The 16227-nt window shown below is 57.4% G+C and carries 14 protein-coding genes; 3 read left to right on the top strand and 11 right to left on the bottom strand.

Going from position 1 to position 16227, the window contains the following annotated elements; translation table 11 throughout:
* Nucleotides 1–20 precede the first annotated feature (20 nt).
* The 7 genes from pqqF to EL29_RS06860 all read right to left on the bottom strand — a co-directional run bounded on the left by pqqF (nt 21) and on the right by EL29_RS06860 (nt 6660).
* Nucleotides 21–2282, bottom strand: a complete 2262-nt coding sequence (gene pqqF / locus EL29_RS06890; RefSeq protein WP_019105241.1) for a pyrroloquinoline quinone biosynthesis protein PqqF — start codon at nt 2280–2282, stop codon at nt 21–23.
* On the bottom strand, nt 2282–3424 hold the full coding sequence (pqqE, locus tag EL29_RS06885) for a pyrroloquinoline quinone biosynthesis protein PqqE (protein WP_013025734.1): 1143 nt from the start codon (nt 3422–3424) through the stop codon (nt 2282–2284). Before pqqE ends, pqqF begins: the two co-directional genes overlap by 1 nt.
* Nucleotides 3411–3689, bottom strand: coding sequence for a pyrroloquinoline quinone biosynthesis peptide chaperone PqqD (gene pqqD / locus EL29_RS06880; protein WP_013025733.1), 279 nt, complete (start codon nt 3687–3689; stop codon nt 3411–3413). The genes pqqE and pqqD overlap by 14 nt, the downstream gene beginning before the upstream one ends.
* Nucleotides 3690–3691: 2 nt before the next feature.
* Nucleotides 3692–4447, bottom strand: a complete 756-nt coding sequence (gene pqqC / locus EL29_RS06875; RefSeq protein ID WP_013025732.1) for a pyrroloquinoline-quinone synthase PqqC — start codon at nt 4445–4447, stop codon at nt 3692–3694.
* A 3-nt stretch (nt 4448–4450) separates the two neighbouring features.
* Entirely contained in the window at nt 4451–5368 is a 918-nt protein-coding gene (gene pqqB / locus EL29_RS06870; RefSeq protein ID WP_014593676.1) for a pyrroloquinoline quinone biosynthesis protein PqqB, read from the bottom strand.
* A gap of 52 nt (nt 5369–5420) precedes the next feature.
* Nucleotides 5421–5492, bottom strand: a complete 72-nt coding sequence (gene pqqA / locus EL29_RS06865; RefSeq protein ID WP_009090272.1) for a pyrroloquinoline quinone precursor peptide PqqA — start codon at nt 5490–5492, stop codon at nt 5421–5423.
* A 145-nt stretch (nt 5493–5637) separates the two neighbouring features.
* On the bottom strand, nt 5638–6660 hold the full coding sequence (locus tag EL29_RS06860; protein ID WP_028715116.1) for a dipeptidase: 1023 nt from the start codon (nt 6658–6660) through the stop codon (nt 5638–5640).
* 186 nt (nt 6661–6846) lie between these two features.
* Here EL29_RS06860 and leuA point away from each other — a divergent pair, with 186 nt between their 5' ends.
* Complete coding sequence (gene leuA, locus EL29_RS06855) at nt 6847–8562, top strand: 2-isopropylmalate synthase (RefSeq protein ID WP_014605876.1); 1716 nt, start codon at nt 6847–6849, stop codon at nt 8560–8562.
* On the opposite strand, the gene EL29_RS06850 is transcribed toward leuA, so the two are convergent.
* Both EL29_RS06850 and EL29_RS06845 read right to left on the bottom strand, forming a co-directional pair.
* Entirely contained in the window at nt 8483–9265 is a 783-nt protein-coding gene (locus EL29_RS06850; protein ID WP_028715115.1) for an AraC family transcriptional regulator, read from the bottom strand. The genes leuA and EL29_RS06850 overlap by 80 nt on opposite strands.
* Nucleotides 9262–10122, bottom strand: coding sequence for an NAD(P)-dependent oxidoreductase (locus tag EL29_RS06845; RefSeq protein WP_028715114.1), 861 nt, complete (start codon nt 10120–10122; stop codon nt 9262–9264). The genes EL29_RS06850 and EL29_RS06845 overlap by 4 nt, the downstream gene beginning before the upstream one ends.
* A 385-nt stretch (nt 10123–10507) precedes the next feature.
* Here EL29_RS06845 and pqqU point away from each other — a divergent pair, with 385 nt between their 5' ends.
* Complete coding sequence (gene pqqU, locus EL29_RS06840) at nt 10508–12634, top strand: TonB-dependent receptor PqqU (RefSeq protein WP_028715113.1); 2127 nt, start codon at nt 10508–10510, stop codon at nt 12632–12634.
* 911 nt (nt 12635–13545) lie between these two features.
* Here the strand turns inward: pqqU and EL29_RS06835 are convergent.
* On the bottom strand, nt 13546–14103 hold the full coding sequence (locus tag EL29_RS06835; protein ID WP_028715111.1) for an isochorismatase family protein: 558 nt from the start codon (nt 14101–14103) through the stop codon (nt 13546–13548).
* A gap of 152 nt (nt 14104–14255) precedes the next feature.
* Entirely contained in the window at nt 14256–14801 is a 546-nt protein-coding gene (locus EL29_RS06830; protein WP_019105249.1) for a helix-turn-helix domain-containing protein, read from the bottom strand.
* A 92-nt stretch (nt 14802–14893) separates the two neighbouring features.
* Here EL29_RS06830 and EL29_RS06825 point away from each other — a divergent pair, with 92 nt between their 5' ends.
* Nucleotides 14894–16069 (top strand): benzoate/H(+) symporter BenE family transporter, encoded by a 1176-nt coding sequence (locus EL29_RS06825; RefSeq protein WP_033765941.1) that lies wholly within the window; start codon nt 14894–14896, stop codon nt 16067–16069.
* Nucleotides 16070–16227 lie beyond the last annotated feature (158 nt).

Genomic DNA, 16227 nt, shown 5'->3' with positions numbered 1-16227 from the left:
AATATCAGTGTGTGATTATTCTAATTCTTACCTTTAGCATACAGGATCTGCCAGCGGTGCCGATCGGTCAGTAACTGCTGCTGTAACTGCTTCACCTCTCCCTCAGTGAGTGCGGCTATCTTCTCCGCCTCCAGGTTTGGCAACCCATTCGCCTGGCGTAACGCCACTCCACGTGCATCTTCTTTCACCTGCAAAAGCGGCGTTTTGAGCGGATCGATTGCCTGCTGGGCAATGTAGATCGCTATGTCACGCAGAAAGTCTTCGCAGAATTGGATCAGGGTCGATGCCGGACAATCCGGTGACTGAAGCGCAAAGAGAAGACCATCACTATCCGTACTGCGATGGTAGCGGCAACTGACGACGTAGCCGATCGGCTGTTCTACCCGGTAGCGCTGATAAAAGCGTGGCTCACAGATCAGCGCCAGCGCGCGAAGTGCGGCCAGCTGCTGTGGGTCGCCCAGGGGAATAAACAGCAGAACGGCACTGTCATCGCTGGGATGGGGAATACAGGTTTCACCGCCTACGCAGCGGTACTCAGGGCGCGTAGGTGAATTCACCGTCAGCACACTCAACTGCCGGGACACGAGCCGATGCTGTTCGGCATTGCCCCCGAGCAGGACGGCACGCCAGCATTGCGGATTGAGTGACGTCGCCAGCCGGAGCGGCAGCTGGCGCAGCAGTTCGCGTATCGCAATGCCCGGTATCACCGGCGTGGATACGCTGTGTGTCTGCATCAGGCATTGCACAAGCTGCCCCAGTGCCGCACTGAGCAGCGTCTTGTCTGACGGCAGGCGCAGGGTGAGTTGCCAGACGCCCTGCACCTCACGCCACTCTCCGCTGCCGGAAAAATGCCGCAGCACCGCAAACACGGGGCGTAACTCAGGCTCGCAGGCCGCGCCGGCTGCCCATGTTGTATAAAGTTCAGGACGCAGCACCAGCGTGCCCTGCGTCTCATCCGGTGTGATATGGGGTAACACGGCCTGACCGGTCGGCTCTGCACGCAGCGGCAAGAGATTCGGCTGCGGGTAAAATGTCCACCTGACGGGCGGGCAATTCATCACGGGCTTTTGCCAGGCTGTCAGTGACAGGTCATAACCCTGAACCCTGTGCGTTTCACCTTTAACCTCGGCGGCGCTCATCAGCGTGGTCGCTGTGGCGGCGTGCATTTCGTTCAGTAAGGCGTCCAGGTCGGGACAGTCGCCCACGGCCGCAAAGCCCAGCGCGCGCGCCTGAAGTTGCTGCAGGGGGGACTGTGCGGCCAGGCGCTGCTGCGCCAACTGCCAGTAGTGCTGCCGCTGCACCGGCGTGGTATGGCGCAGCGCCTCAAGAAAGGACGCGATCAGGGGCGGAACAGCGGCCGGATCCTCCGTGACGAACGTGACCGCCACCCACATGTCCGCGTCCGACTGATAAAGCCATTTCACGTCAGGCTGGCTGGCCCGCGTGCGTGCATACAGCGTTTCCAGCAGCCCGCCTGGGGCATCATCAAGGAAAAACTCGCGCAGTAAAGTGACGCTGTCACGAAGTTGCGCGGGTAAAATCCAGCTTTGCCAGAGTGCTGATGGCCCTTCCTGCTGTAACGCCAGCGCCCTGTTGGGCGAAAGCATTACCGGGGCATCGGGCCGCCTGGCACTGTTGCGTGGCTGAAACGCAGCGGCAAACGCCTTCGCCAACGCGGTGAGCTGTTCCAGCGACTGTGGGCCCTGCAGCCACAGCGTCAGGTTGTCTGAGTGAAAGAAGCGCTGATGAAAAGCCCGCAGCGCCGCCTGCAAATTAGTGACGTTGTCACCGAACGACATCCTGTTCCCGACATGAAAGCGTTTAAACTGCGCCGGAGACGTCACTGGCGTAAACATGGCGGCTTCCGCGCGGGCCGCAGCATGGCGCTGCAGCAGGCGGTACTCTGCATCAATCACCGCGATTTCCTGGCTGATGGCCTCGCGGGTCAGGCTCGGCGCACTCAGCATATCCTGCAGGCGCAACAGGCCTTCACTGAAGTTGTTGGGGGTGACCTCAAAAAACCAGGCGCTTTCGCGTGCCTGGGTAGTAGCATTCACCTGTCCGCCGTTCGCCTGAACCCAACTCATCAGCCGCCCGTCATGCGGCCAGCGCTGACTGCCAGTAAAAAGCAGGTGCTCCAGCAAATGCGCGAGTCCAGGCCAGCGCTCTGGCTCGTCATGGCTGCCTGCCGCCACTTTGACCAGCGCCGCCGCCTGGGTGGCGTCAGGCTGGTGGCACAGCGTTACGTTCAGTCCATTGAGTTGCAGGCAGCGTGAATGCATTACAGAATCCGCGTTTTATAGATCAGCTGAGAATTGCTGCGATTGCGGAACTGAAGCTGACCAATTTTAATGTCGCTGCAGTCGGCTTCACGGCGGGCATCAAGGATTTTGCCATGGTGCGGCGATTTGCTGCAGACCGGATCGGCATTGTCTGCATCGCCGGTAAGCATAAAGGCCTGACAGCGACAGCCGCCAAAATCTTTCTCTTTTTCGTCACAGGAGCGACAGGGTTCCGGCATCCAGTCATAGCCGCGATAGCGGTTGAAGCCAAACGAGTGGTACCAGATATCCTCCAGGCTCTGTTCAAGCACAGAGGGGAAAGCCACCGGCAGCTGGCGTGCGCTGTGGCACGGAAGCGCGGTGCCATCGGGCGTGACGCTCAGGAAGATCGCGCCCCAACCGCCCATGCAGGGCTTGGGACGTTCTTCATAATAGTCAGGCGTCACGAACAGCAGATTGGTGAGGCTACCGCTGTCGCTCATGCGCGCACGGTACTGATTCACGATGCCTTCGGCCCGGGCGATCTGCTCACGGGTAGGCAGCAATCCCTCACGGTTTAACTGCGCCCAGCCGTAAAACTGACAGGTCGCCAGCTCCACATCATCGGCTTCAAGCTCGATGCACAGGTCGATAATCTTATCGATCTGATCGATATTGTGACGATGCAGCACGAAGTTCAGCACCATGGGATAGCCGTGGGCTTTGACCGCGCGCGCCATCTCCAGCTTCTGCTGAAACGCCTTCTTAGAGCCGGCCAGCGCCGCGTTAAGGGTTTCATCACTGGCCTGGAAACTGATCTGAATATGATCCAGTCCCGCGTCGCTGAAAGCCTCAAGCTTTTTCTCCGTCAGGCCAATCCCGGAGGTGATCAGATTGGTATAAAAACCTAAGTCACGTGCCGCTTTGATCAGGTCGGGCAGGTCTTTGCGCGTTAACGGCTCCCCGCCGGAAAAGCCGAGCTGAACGCTGCCCATGGCGCGTGCCTGGCGAAAGACGTCGATCCACTGTTCAGTGCTCAGCTCTTTTTCCTGCTGGGCAAAATCCAGTGGATTTGAGCAGTACGGGCACTGGAGCGGACAGCGGTACGTCAGCTCGGCCAGCAGCCACAGGGGCGGATTGACGCCGGGTTTATGCTGGTTCACGAAACTGTATCCACTTCTGTTCATAGGCTGACTGCAGGAATTCTTTGACATCCTCGCCCACACCGCCGGCCTCGGGGAAACGCGCATCCAGAATGGCAATGATCGCGGCGATATCCTGCTTGCCGTCAACCAGCTCCAGAATGGCGGCGGCGGTTTCATTGAGTTTCGCCATGCCTTCCGGGTAAAGCACGACGTGGCTGTCCTGTGCCGCTTCCCATTGCATACGGTAGCCCCGGCGAAAGGCGGCAATTGTGTGTTCGTTCATCGTTATACCAGTCGGGTTGTGTGCCAGGCCGCTTTATCCGTCACGCTATGATAAGGCGGGCGTTGAAGTTCGTAAGCCATGGTCATGGCATCCAGCATGGTCCACAGAATATCCAGCTTGAACTGCAGGATCTCCAGCATGCGGTTCTGTTTTTCCGCGGTGTCGCAAAACGCCAGCGCCAGCGCCAGGCCGTGCTCCACGTCGCGGTTGGCCTGACTCAGGCGGCTACGGAAATAGAAGTAACCTTCTTCTTTGATCCACGGATAGTGCTGCGGCCAGCTGTCGAGCCGCGACTGATGTATCTGAGGCGCAAACAGCTCGGTCAGCGAGCTGCAGGCCGCTTCCTGCCAGTTTGCGCGACGGGCAAAACTGACATAGGCATCAACCGCAAACCGGACGCCCGGCAGGACATGCTGCTCCGAGACCAGTTCATCCCGGCTTAAGCCCACCGCTTCGCCCAGGCGTAACCAGGCCTCAATGCCACCATCTTCGCCCTGGCTACCATCATGATCCAGGATGCGTTGTACCCATTTACGTCGGGTTGCCGGATCGGGGCAGTTGGCCATGATCGCCGCGTCTTTCAGCGGAATGCTGGTCTGGTAGTAAAAGCGATTCGCCACCCATCCCTGAATCTGCTCAGGCGTGGCCTGACCGTTATGCATCGCAATATGGTACGGGTGATGAATATGGTAGTAGGCGCCTTTATCACGCAGCGCCTGTTCAAAGGCCTGCGGCGACAGGGTTTCCGTAATCAGCATCGTTTAGTCCTGAAGATGTATCGCCATCCCGTCGTGACTCACCTCAATGCCCTGTTGTGTCAGGTACTGCCGCTGAGGTGACTGTTCGTTGAGAACGGGATTCGTGTTGTTAATATGGATTAAAATCTTTCGTTTTGCTGGCAGACGGGCGAGCAGTGCCATCAGCCCCTGCTCTTCGGCCAGCGCCAGGTGGCCCATGGCCTTGCCGGTATTTTTACCCACGCCCGCGGTCAGTAATTCATCATCCTGCCATACCGTACCATCAATCAGCAGGCAGTCGGCCTGCTCAAGCCAGGGCAGGATCACCGCATCCGGCTCCCCAAGCCCCGGGGCATACAGGAGCGTCTGGCCGTTGGCGCGGTTTTCAATAAACAGCGCGACGTTGTGGCCCGGTAACGGACGGTCACGGTAAGGTGAATACGGCGGTGCATTGCTGAGGATCGGGATAGCGGTAAACTGGAGATCCGGACACACATCCACGTTAAACGGCGTTAACGGACGAATGGGCCGGTGTTGAAGTCCGCCATTCCAGTGTTTCAGCATGGTAAACACCGGGAAACCGGTCGTCAGATCGTCATGCACTTCGGGTGTACACCACACCTGATGTGGGCAGCCCTCACGCAGGCTGAGCAGCCCGGTGGTGTGGTCAATCTGACTGTCGGTAAGAATAATGCCGCCGATCGCGGTCCCGCGCAGAACGCCCTTTTTCACTAATTCAGGCGTGTGCAGTATTTGCTGGCTGATGTCAGGTGAGGCATTGCAGAGAACCCAGTCTTCACCGTTATCACTGATGATGATGGAGGACTGGGTGCGCGGGCTGGCCTGCAGAGTCCCGTTACGCACACCATCACAGTTGGGGCAGTTGCAATTCCACTGAGGGAATCCACCGCCTGCAGCCGATCCAAGGACTTTAATAAACATGAAAGGAACCAGGTGTTGAAACAAAATGCCCGCACAGACGGCGGGCAAGTGATTAGCGGTTGGAGATGTACAGCGTCACTTCCAGACCGAGGCGCAGGTCAACAAACGTTGGTTTTTTCCACATAACTTTCTTCCTTATAGATTGAGATAAACAGACAAATGAATGACTGCAAGACAGCATTGTGACAGGGATTAAAATGCGAACCTTGTCACACTATTTTCACGCAGACGGCCAGGTGAAATCAATGAAAAGCCCGTAAGAAAACGTGTTAGTGCAGTCCGGTGTGTTGCAAAACCCGCAGCCAGTTTCCCCACGTTAATTTTTCCAGCATGCGTTGATCATAGCCCGAGTCGCGAAAAACGGCGAGCAATCGCGGCAGACCGCTGACGTCACCTAACGCCTCAGGCGGCGAGATCCCGTCAAAGTCTGAACCGAATGCCACGTGATCTTCGCCCATTATGTTAATTAAGTGATCGCAATGTTTGACGATTTCTGTCAGATCGGTATCGCTGTCGCGTTTTCCATCAGCACGAAGGAACGCATTGCCAAAGTTTATGCCAACCAGCCCACCGCTGGCATGGATCGCCTTAAGCTGGTTATCGGTCAGGTTGCGCGGCTGAGCACATAAAACGTGAGCATTAGAGTGGCTGGCCACCAGCGGCGCAGCGGAAAGCCGGGCCGTATCCCAGAAGGCTTTTTCATTCATATGCGACACATCAATCATCATGTTTAAGGCAGCGGCCTGCCTGATAAGCGCTTCCCCTTCTGCCGTCAGGCCTGGCCCCGTATCCGGCGAACCTGGAAAACTGCCGTTAACCCCTTCGCCGAAGCGATTTTTCAGATTCCAGAATGGGCCGATAGAGCGAACACCTGCCTGGTAGAAGGCGTTTAGCGTTTCGCCCTCCGCATCCAGCGCGTCGGCCCCTTCAATATGCGCCACCAGCGCCAGCACGCCCTCAGCACGGCAGGCTTCAATCTCTGCAGCGCTGTGGCATAGCCTGGCACGGCCCGCTGACTGCGCAGCGATCTGCTGCAGTATCGCCAGCTGCTGCCACATGATTGTCAGCGGATCATAGGGTTCTTGCGCGGCGCGAGCCGGGGCGACCTGAGCGAGATAGTCCTGCGGCGGCACAAAAACAGCAAACAGCCCACCGGCAAAACCGCCCTGCTGCATACGAGGAAAGTCGAGGTGACCTTTTGGCACGCCCGCATAGAAAGCCTCTGCGGGCGCATCGCGATGGTACAGCCACAGATTGAGTAACAGATCGTTGTGCCCGTCGAAAACCAGCATAGGGAAACCACCTTGAGAAGCATCAGGTTATGCTACCGCTCTCTTTCCCCTTCAGCAAACGCCTGCGCACTCAGCGCCACAAGGCGTCAACAAAATTGTCACTTTTGCGCTTCAGGTTGTCAGTTTTTCGCGCGCGGCGGGCGTAACGCCACGCCACACTGGATTAACACCTACAAGGAGATGACTATGTTGATGCATCCGGCTGAGAAATATCGTCCGTTCCCGTCCGTTGATCTGGCCTCTCGCCAGTGGCCTTCACAGCAGATCACCCGTGCGCCGCGCTGGCTGTCTACCGACCTGCGGGATGGCAATCAGGCCCTGGCAGAACCGATGAATCGTGCGCAGAAACTGCAGTTCTGGCAATTATTACTGGACTGCGGCGTTAAAGAGATTGAAGCCGCCTTTCCTTCTGCCTCGCAAACGGATTTTGACTTCGTGCGGGATCTTATCGAACAAAAGCGCATTCCTGATGACGTGACGTTGCAGGTGTTAACGCCAGCACGTCACGACCTGATTGACAGAACATTCTGCGCACTGGAGGGCGCACCGCGCGCCATTGTGCATTTGTATAATGCCACCGCCCCCTTATTTCGCGAACGCGTGTTTAATCAGAGTAAAACACAGATCGTGGCGCTGGCGACCACGAGCGCAAGACAGATTCGTGCTGCATGTGAGGCCGCGCCTGACACACAGTGGAGCTTTGAATATTCACCCGAAACCTTCTGTTTTACAGAGCCGGCCTTCGCGCTGGAGATATGTGAGGCGGTAGCAGAGGTCTGGCAACCCAGCCCGGAACGTCCCATGATCATCAACCTGCCCGCCACTGTTGAAGTGAATACGCCCAACGTCTATGCCGATCAGATAGAGTTTTTCTGCCGTCACTTTAGCCGACGCGACGCGGTATGTATCAGCGTTCATCCTCATAACGACAGAGGAACGGGCGTCGCCTGCGCGGAACTGGCCCTGCTGGCAGGCGCGGATCGGATTGAAGGCTGCCTGTTTGGCAATGGTGAACGTACAGGTAACGTTGATTTGGTGACGTTGGCGTTAAATCTTTATACCCAGGGCATTGCGCCGGGACTCGACTTTAGTGATATGGCGCGGGTTATTGAGGTGGTGACCGACTGCAATAAACTGCCGGTTCATCCCCGTCATCCCTATGCCGGGGAGCTGGTATTTACCGCTTTTTCCGGCTCGCATCAGGATGCGATCAAGAAGGGATTCGCTTACCGCCGCCAGCATAAGGAAACGCAGTGGCAGATCCCCTATTTGCCGCTCGATCCTGCCGATATCGGCTGCAGTTACGAAGCTGTGATTCGGGTAAACAGCCAGTCGGGTAAAAGCGGCGCCGCCTGGTTGCTGGAGCAAAATCATGGCCTGCAACTTCCCCGCCCTCTGCAGCAGGATTTCAGCCGTTGCGTTCAGCAGGAGAGCGATCTGCACGGTAAAGAAATGACGCAGCACGCTGTCTGGCAGCTTTTCTGCCGTCACTATCAGATTGAGCAGCCCGCTCTGCGCCTGATGGAAGCGCACAGTCAAAGCGAGTCGGGCGAGCAGACGCAACTGCGTGCCCACGTCCATCATCAGGGCCGCACTCTGCGTCTGACAGGCCGCGGTAATGGCCTGCTTTCCGCCGCTGTGACGGCACTCCGTCAGTCCCTCGACCTGGCGCTGACCATTGAAGATTATCATGAACATACGCTGGGAAAACGTAGCGACAGCCGCTCAGTTGCCTATGTCAGCTGCATCAACCTTCAGGGCGAACGCCACTGGGGCGTCAGCATCGATAATGATACGTCGCGCGCCGCACTGCAGGCGTTGCTTAACGCGGCAAGCCACTTTCTGCCGCAGGAAAATAGTCCGTTGGCGATACACCCAGCAGACGGCGAAACATGGCGCTAAAGGCACTCGGGCTTTCATAGCCCAGATCCAAAGCCACGCGCAATACGCTGTCGCCCTGCGCCAGACGCGTCAGGGCAACAGCCACGCGCGCCCGCCGGACCCAGTCACTGAACTGCAGGCCGGTTTCACGCACGAAATGGCGAGCCAGCGTCCGGCCAGACAGGTTGAGCCTGGCGCTGGCCGCCGCCAGAGACCAGTCGCCCGCCAGATCGGCCTGAATCTGCATGCACAGCGCCCGTAAACGTGGGCTCTGTGGCAGGGGCAACGCATAAGGCAGCGCATCCATGCCGCGAATTTCATCCAGAATCAATTCATAAATCCGTTCGCTACGGCTGGCTGGCGCATAGGACACGGGCAAATCGATGGCGTGGATGATCAGCTCGCGCAGCAGCGCTGAAATCTGCACGACCTGGCAGTTGGCGGGAAGATCGGCCCTGGCAAGGGGATCGATAAACAGCGTGCGTGCGGCGACTGCGCCGGTAATGTACAAGCGATGACGGGTTAAAGCGGGCAGCCAGACGCCACGACTTGGCGGTACGGTCCAACTGCCCTGTTCTGTTTCCACGCGCACGACGCCGCTCAGCGTATGAATAAGCTGCGCGCAGCTGTGATGGTGCCAGGGTTCTGTCGCACCATGCGAATAGTCGTGCGCCAGCGGCACCAGCGGGCGTGTGCTGAAATCAAAACTGACCCTTGAACTCATTGCGACTTAAGATATTTATAGATCACGGCTAAGTCCTCTTCACCGTGCCCAGCTTCCACGGCCTGCTGCCAGACGCTGGCGATATTTTCCAGCGCGGGCAGTGAACTGTCTGAGGCGTCCAGTGCCAGCTTCGCGTCTTTAAGCGCCCATTGCAGATGCATCTGCGGGGTATAATCATCGCTGGCCATCATGCCCAGCTTCATTTTGGCATAAGGCGCCGCCAGCGGGCCACCGTCCAGCACCTGCCACAGATCGTCGGTTGAGAAACCAAACTGGTCGGCAAGCCGGGTACTTTCGGCCAGGCTCTGCATCAGACCAATCAGCCAGCTGTTGATGACTAGCTTCATGCGCGCGCTCTTGCCCGCCTCACCCAGCCACTGCGTTCCTTTACCTATCGCGTCGAAGACGGCCTCTGCGGCCTGAGCACGGGACCGATCGCCACTGGCCATCACCAGAATCTGGGCGTTCTCTGCGGGCGCCTTGGTACCGGAAACCGGCGCGTCGATAAACACCACATCGGGACGAGCCTGAGCAAAGAAAGTGATCAGCGCATCCGTTTTTTCAACGCCGATCGTGCCCATCTGGCACAGCGTTGCGCCCTGTTTCAGCGCCGCTTTCGCCTCGTGCAGGACCTGCTCTGTGGTCTCGCCGTCGGACAACATGGCAATTACCACGTCCGCCTTCTGAACGGCTTCCGCTGCGGAATCGGTTAACGTCAGCCCCGCCGCAATCAAATCTTCCCCCCGCGCACGGGTGCGGTTCCAGCCGTACACCCTGAACCCCTTTTTCAGTAAATTAGCGGCAAAGGCATGCCCCATCGCCCCTAATCCCAGTACTGCAACATCAGGTTGTTTCATGCTGATTTCCTTCGTTCTGATTATGGGTATCCGTCTTCTGTGTACCTGACGGCGCAGGCTCAAATGTAGCATCTGTTACCCGCCGCGTCCCGTCGGCACGCCGTGACCTGCGCGTAACGGGCCATGAAGACATCGTGGCCCGACAGGCCTCTTCGCGGCGTCAAGCCGGTCAGAGAATAACAAGGTTGGCGACGATGCGATCACATAAACCGGCCAATCATTTACGCTTTCCAAACCTCTGACAAAACCAGTAACATGTGTCGCGATTGTTCCAGTTGGTTCATTTAGTACCACCATTTTCGCGACCTGCCGATAGCCACCGTTGTTTTCGTCACTCTGGCAGGCGACATATACCCAGGGATCCACGCTTTCAGGCCAAATACAGATGAATATTAAGCGATCACGCCAGGCAAGCCTGCCGTTATTAGTGCTGCCTGCCCTCTTTCCGCTGCCGCTGTTTGCGGCAGATGGCGGTAATACCCTTGTTGTCAGCGCCGCGCCGCCAGCAAAAGGCCTTAATGAACTTGATACGCCTGCCGCCGTGAGCGTGGTAAACGGCGACGATATGCGTCAGGCCGCCCCGCGCGTTAACCTGTCAGAAAACCTGACCAGCGTACCGGGGTTGCAGATCCAAAACCGACAAAATTATGCACAGGACCTGCAGTTGTCCGTGCGCGGCTTTGGTTCCCGTTCGACTTACGGGGTCCGTGGCCTGCGCATTTATGTCGATGGCATTCCGGCCACCATGCCGGATGGTCAGGGACAAACGTCCAATATTGATATCGGTTCGGTCGATCGGGTGGAGGTGCTGCGTGGGCCGTTTTCTGCGCTGTATGGCAATGCCTCCGGCGGCGTCATTAACGTTACCACTCAGACCGGTCAGCAGCCCCCCACGCTTGAAGCAGGCAGTTGGTTTGGCAGCTACGGTAGCTGGCGCAACAGCGTGAAAGCCAGCGGCGCCACCGGCGACGGCACAAAAGCCGGCGATGTCAATTACACGCTTTCCGCCTCGCGCTTTACCACTCACGGTTATCGCGACCACAGCGCCGCGCAAAAAAATCTGGGTAACGCAAAGCTGGGCGTACGCATTGATGACGTCAGCACCCTGACCTTACTGTTTAACAGCGTACATATCGACGCGCAGGACCCGGGTGGGTTAACGCCTGACCAGTGGCGCGCGAATCCCCGTCAGGTTGTCAGTAATGTCTCACTTTACAACACCCGCAAAACCGTCGATCAAACCCAGGGCGGCCTGCACTATCAGCGTCGGATGAGCGAAAACGACGACCTGAGCGTGATGATATATGCCGGGATGCGTGAAACGACGCAGTTCCAGTCCATTCCTGCCAACTTTCAGCAAAGCCCATCGCATCCCGGCGGCGTGATCGCGTTGACCCGCCACTATCAGGGCATTGATACCCGCTGGACACACCGTGATGATCTGTTTTCGGTTCCGGTCACGCTGACTGCCGGGCTGGATTACGAAACCATGAGCGAACAGCGCAAAGGTTTTGAGAATTTCACTACGGCCAACGGCGTGACGCAGTTTGGTGAGCAGGGAAATATGCGGCGCAACGAACGTAACCTGATGTGGAATCTTGATCCCTATTTGCAGACCACCTGGCAGCTCAGTCAAAAATGGTCGCTGGATGCAGGCGTCCGTTTCAGTACGGTCAGTTTTGACTCCAACGACTTTTACATCACGCCAGGCAACGGCGATGACAGTGGCGATGCCCGTTATCACAAATGGCTGCCCGCCGCCGCGCTGAAGTATGCGTTTGACGACAGCTGGAATGCCTATTTATCTGCCGGCCGTGGATTTGAAACCCCGACGATTAATGAGCTGTCCTATCGTTCAGACGATCAGTCCGGCCTGAACCTGGGGCTGAAACCCGCGACCAGCGACACGGTTGAGTTAGGCAGCAAAAAACGTCTGGGCAATGGCCTGCTCAGCGCTGCCGTTTTCCAGACCGATACTCAGGATGAAATTGTTGTCGACAGCAGCAGCGGCGGACGCACCACTTACAAAAATGCCGGAGAAACCCGTCGGCGTGGCCTCGAACTGGCGTTCGATCAGCAGGTTAACTACGACTGGCGACTGAAAATGGCCTATACGCTGCTGGATGCGCGCTACCACAGTAATGCCTGCGGCAACGCCAGCTGCGACGGCAACCGTATTCCGGGCATTGCGCGCAATATGCTGTATACCGGGCTGGCTTATGCACCTGAAGAAGGCTTTTATGCTGGAGCGGAATGGCGTTATATGAGCAACATCGCAGCGGATGACAGCAATGCGGTCCGTGCGCCTTCCTATGCCATCACCTCGGTCAACAGCGGCTATAAGTGGCTTGTCGATGCCTGGACGCTGGATTTGTTTGGTCGGGTGGATAACCTGTTTGACCGCAACTACGTTGGCTCGGTGATCGTCAATGAAAGCAACGGTCGCTACTTTGAACCGGCTCCGGGGCGCAACTACAGCGTGGGCCTGACGGTCAGTTACGCTTTCCAGTAGTGAACATGGCCGCCGCGTGAGCACAACGCGGCGGCGCAGCGTGGCGACCTCTCAGGTTATTCTCATCGCGCCTGGCACAATCCCCTGACGCATTACCCTCTTTCGCCGTCAACGTCGGCCTCCAGAATACCTATTTGCGAAAGCACTCGAATTTTTGTTCAAAACTCGCTCAAACAAAGTCCACGCTCCTAAAATCCATGCAGTAACGTAACGACATCATAAGGAGCACGCACGTTGAGCAGCAAAATCTGTTTCAGTCGTGCCTTTAATCAGGATGTTACCAAGGCGAAAAAAGAGGCGGAGGAAGGTCCAGTGTACATCACCGATCACGCTAAACCGCTCATTTCCTGTTAACGGTTGAGGCATATCCGAGGTTAACGGGAGGTAAAAAAAACTGGCCATGACGCTGGCAATGCCTGAAACGGCAGATGTCGATTTCGCACCTGAACGGCCTGTCATCACCGGACGAGATGCCGGCTTCTGATGCGTTATCTGCTGGATAACCCGATCCTTTCTGGGTTGCGTAAGGCAGGCACGCCGCGTATTGATCCCCATGTCCTGGCAGGGCTAATGCTATTGACCTTGACAGCACGTTCATTTCAGCGCTGACGCGGCTGGAAACAAAGACAGGTATTTTGCGTCTTGAAGGGCTGAATGGGGAGCAGGCACAACGTTTGCGCCACGGGTATCAGACGCAGGAGCTTGGGGCGGATCGCCAGCGAAGGTTGCCGATTGATGGCCTGTTCGCAGGCCGGTGCGCCATGCTGCACCTGCCCGACTGACGTTCCGCAACCGATGCGCTGATTGCGGCAACGGCGCTACAGCACGATGTCATTCAGGTCACGCGTAACCTGAAGGATTTCCAGGGACCGGGCGTGATGCTGCTCAATCCCTGGCCTGCCTGACAGGGTTTACAGCGCGTTCAGTTTGGCAATCACATCATTATAGCTGCCCGTTTCACCCAGGCGGGGAAAAACGCGCGTGATGCTGTTTTCGTGCGTATCACTATTGAGATCGGTCATCGCATCCACTGCAAGCGTGACGTTGTAACCTGATGCGTACGCCTCACGCGCCGTAGATTCCACGCCAATACTGGTGGCAATGCCGCAAATGACCACCTGGGTAATGCCACGCTTTTGCAGTTCATCATGCAGCGCGGTGTCATGAAACGCGCCCCAGGTTTTTTTGGTGATGGTCAGATCGTTATGCTGCGGTGTCATGGCGGGCACCAGGGTCGCCCAGTTTGCAGGCAGCTCGCCTTCGTGACGCGGCTGTTCATTGCGACCAGGCGCACCGCCTGCCACGTTGACGAGCACGACGGGCAGATCCTTTTCACGAAAAGCGCTGGCAAGTCGCGCGCAGCGTTCAATCACCGGCTGTGGCTCGTGCACAACTGGCAGCGCAACAATCCCCTCTTGCAGATCGATGACGATCAGAGCGGTTTTCGCATCAAGTGTGGTTATAGCCATAGTCATTCCTCACAAATCGGTAACAGATAAAGCGTCAGTATGGCGCAGACGGCGGGCGTTGATACAGCCTGCAAAGCGCGCCATACAAGGGAAACGAAGTATACAAATGCCGGTCGGGCCTGAACAGACGCGGCTGGTTTCAATTTGTAAGCTCAGGTTCGGCCCAGATAGTGGATCAGGCTGTGAAACCGCAGTCGGCGGTCAAGGGGATTACGATAGCTGTGAGCGACGTCGGCCCGGAACTGAAAGGCTTCGCCCTGTTTAAGCCGTCGCCAGGTCTCTTCCACGCCTAACAACAGTTCCCCTTCCAGTACCACCACCTGCTCAATCACCCCTTTCTCATGGGCAGTGGAGTCGCTTTGCGCACCCGCTGCCAGCTCAACCGCCAGTAAATCAAAACGCAACCGGGCGTCGTAAGGCAGCAGCGGCGTAACCGCCATCTGCGCATTCTGCTGCCGGTAACCGGTCACCTCGCCTGCGGAATGTGTCCCGGAATGAACAAAAAATGAGAACGGAACGTTGAAGCCGGTCGCTATTTTCCACAAGGTCGCGACCGTGGGGCTGGACTCGCCGCGTTCAATCTGGCCCAGCATCGCCTTACTGACGCCCGTTTTTTCTGCGGTTAAGCTCAGGCTCCAGCCATTGGCCTGGCGCAATTGTTTTAGCCCATCGCCAAGATATTGATGCAAATTTTCCATGTTATCTCCTGCTTTACCGCTCTAGTGTAACACTTGTGCGTTATAACGCCCTGTGCGAGGATGTGCGCTATAACGCACAAGAGGGTTACACCATGTCAGCACGCCGCGCACCCTTTCCCGTTACCCTGCCCATGGCCGTTTCCGGCCTGGTGGCGGTATTAGTGGGCTACAGCAGTACCGGTGCGATTATCTATCAGGTTGCCCTGTCCGCGGGCGCCTCATCCGCGCAAATTGCCGGCTGGCTCTCCGTCATTGGCCTGGCGATGGGCATTGCTTCAGCGGGGCTCTCTCTGGCGTACCGGATGCCGATTTTAGCCGCCTGGTCCACGCCGGGCGCGGCATTACTCGCCACCAGCCTTCAGGGCGCATCGATACACGAAGCCGTCGGCGTGTTTGTTTTTGCCAATGCCCTGATTGTGTTGTGCGGGGTGACGGGCCTGTTTGCCCGACTAATGAACTACATCCCTGCCTCGCTGGCCGCCGCCATGCTGGCCGGGATTTTACTGCGCTTTGGCCTGCAGACGTTTAGCGATTTAGCGGTAAATTTTACCCTGGCGGGCGCAATGTGCTGTGTTTGGCTGCTGGCACGCCGGTGGTTGGCTCGCTACGCCATTCTGATCGCGCTGCTGGCAGGCCTGGCTGTCGCATACGGGCAAAACAGCCTTCATTTTCCCGTCCATGCGGCGAGTTTTAGCCTTCCCGGCCCTGTCTGGCCGACCTTTTCATGGCCTGTACTCATCGGTGTTGGCCTTCCCTATTTTCTGGTGACCATGGCGTCACAAAATGCACCTGGCATCGCCACATTGCACGCCCATGGCTACCGTCCCCCGGTCTCCGCGTTGATGAGCTGGACAGGACTGCTGGCCCTGGTCTTGTCACCGTTTGGCGGGTTTTCGGTCTGTGTGGCGGCGATTACGGCGGCCATTTGCATGGGAGAAGATGTGGATGTCGATCCCCGTCGCCGTTGGATAGCTGCCGCGCTGGCCGGTTTTTTTTATCTGCTGGCTGGCTTTTCCGGCGCGTTAATTGCCGTGTTATTCAGCGCACTGCCTGCGGTAATGGTGCAGGTGCTGGCGGGGCTGGCACTGCTTGCCACGCTCGGCGGCAGTCTGCAACGGGCGCTTGAGCAGCCCGAGGAGCGGGACAGCGCCCTGATAGCCTTTTTGATCACCGCATCCGGGGTAACGCTCTGCGGCATCGGCGCGGCGTTCTGGGGCCTGGTCGGCGGTGTGGTTGCACATCTGTTATTAAAGCGTAAAACAGCGTAACATCATCTGGGCATTGGTTATTTTCCCGCCAGCGGGTCAAAAAACCACGCATTTATCCCCTTTTTCAGCGGTTTGATTTGCCATTGTCCCACGTAAAATCACCGTAATCGACGATAACACGCGATCTTCTGCCTCAGACAACGACCGATAAGGGCTTA

Source organism: Pantoea ananatis LMG 2665, assembly GCF_000710035.2.
GTDB classification, from domain to species: domain Bacteria; phylum Pseudomonadota; class Gammaproteobacteria; order Enterobacterales; family Enterobacteriaceae; genus Pantoea; species Pantoea ananatis.
This window is presented reverse-complemented; position numbering and strand designations above follow the sequence as displayed.

Excerpts from the sequence above, each read along its gene's own strand:
- EL29_RS06850 (WP_028715115.1), bottom strand. The coding sequence starts at position 9,265 with ATGAGTTCAAGGGTCAGTTTTGATTTCAGCACACGCCCGCTGGTGCCG.
- EL29_RS06830 (WP_019105249.1), bottom strand. The coding sequence starts at position 14,801 with ATGGAAAATTTGCATCAATATCTTGGCGATGGGCTAAAACAATTGCGC.
- pqqU (WP_028715113.1), top strand. The coding sequence starts at position 10,508 with ATGAATATTAAGCGATCACGCCAGGCAAGCCTGCCGTTATTAGTGCTG.
- leuA (WP_014605876.1), top strand. The coding sequence starts at position 6,847 with ATGTTGATGCATCCGGCTGAGAAATATCGTCCGTTCCCGTCCGTTGAT.
- EL29_RS06860 (WP_028715116.1), bottom strand. The coding sequence starts at position 6,660 with ATGCTGGTTTTCGACGGGCACAACGATCTGTTACTCAATCTGTGGCTG.
- EL29_RS06835 (WP_028715111.1), bottom strand. The coding sequence starts at position 14,103 with ATGGCTATAACCACACTTGATGCGAAAACCGCTCTGATCGTCATCGAT.
- pqqC (WP_013025732.1), bottom strand. The coding sequence starts at position 4,447 with ATGCTGATTACGGAAACCCTGTCGCCGCAGGCCTTTGAACAGGCGCTG.
- pqqB (WP_014593676.1), bottom strand. The coding sequence starts at position 5,368 with ATGTTTATTAAAGTCCTTGGATCGGCTGCAGGCGGTGGATTCCCTCAG.
- pqqF (WP_019105241.1), bottom strand. The coding sequence starts at position 2,282 with ATGCATTCACGCTGCCTGCAACTCAATGGACTGAACGTAACGCTGTGC.
- pqqD (WP_013025733.1), bottom strand. The coding sequence starts at position 3,689 with ATGAACGAACACACAATTGCCGCCTTTCGCCGGGGCTACCGTATGCAA.
- EL29_RS06825 (WP_033765941.1), top strand. The coding sequence starts at position 14,894 with ATGTCAGCACGCCGCGCACCCTTTCCCGTTACCCTGCCCATGGCCGTT.
- EL29_RS06845 (WP_028715114.1), bottom strand. The coding sequence starts at position 10,122 with ATGAAACAACCTGATGTTGCAGTACTGGGATTAGGGGCGATGGGGCAT.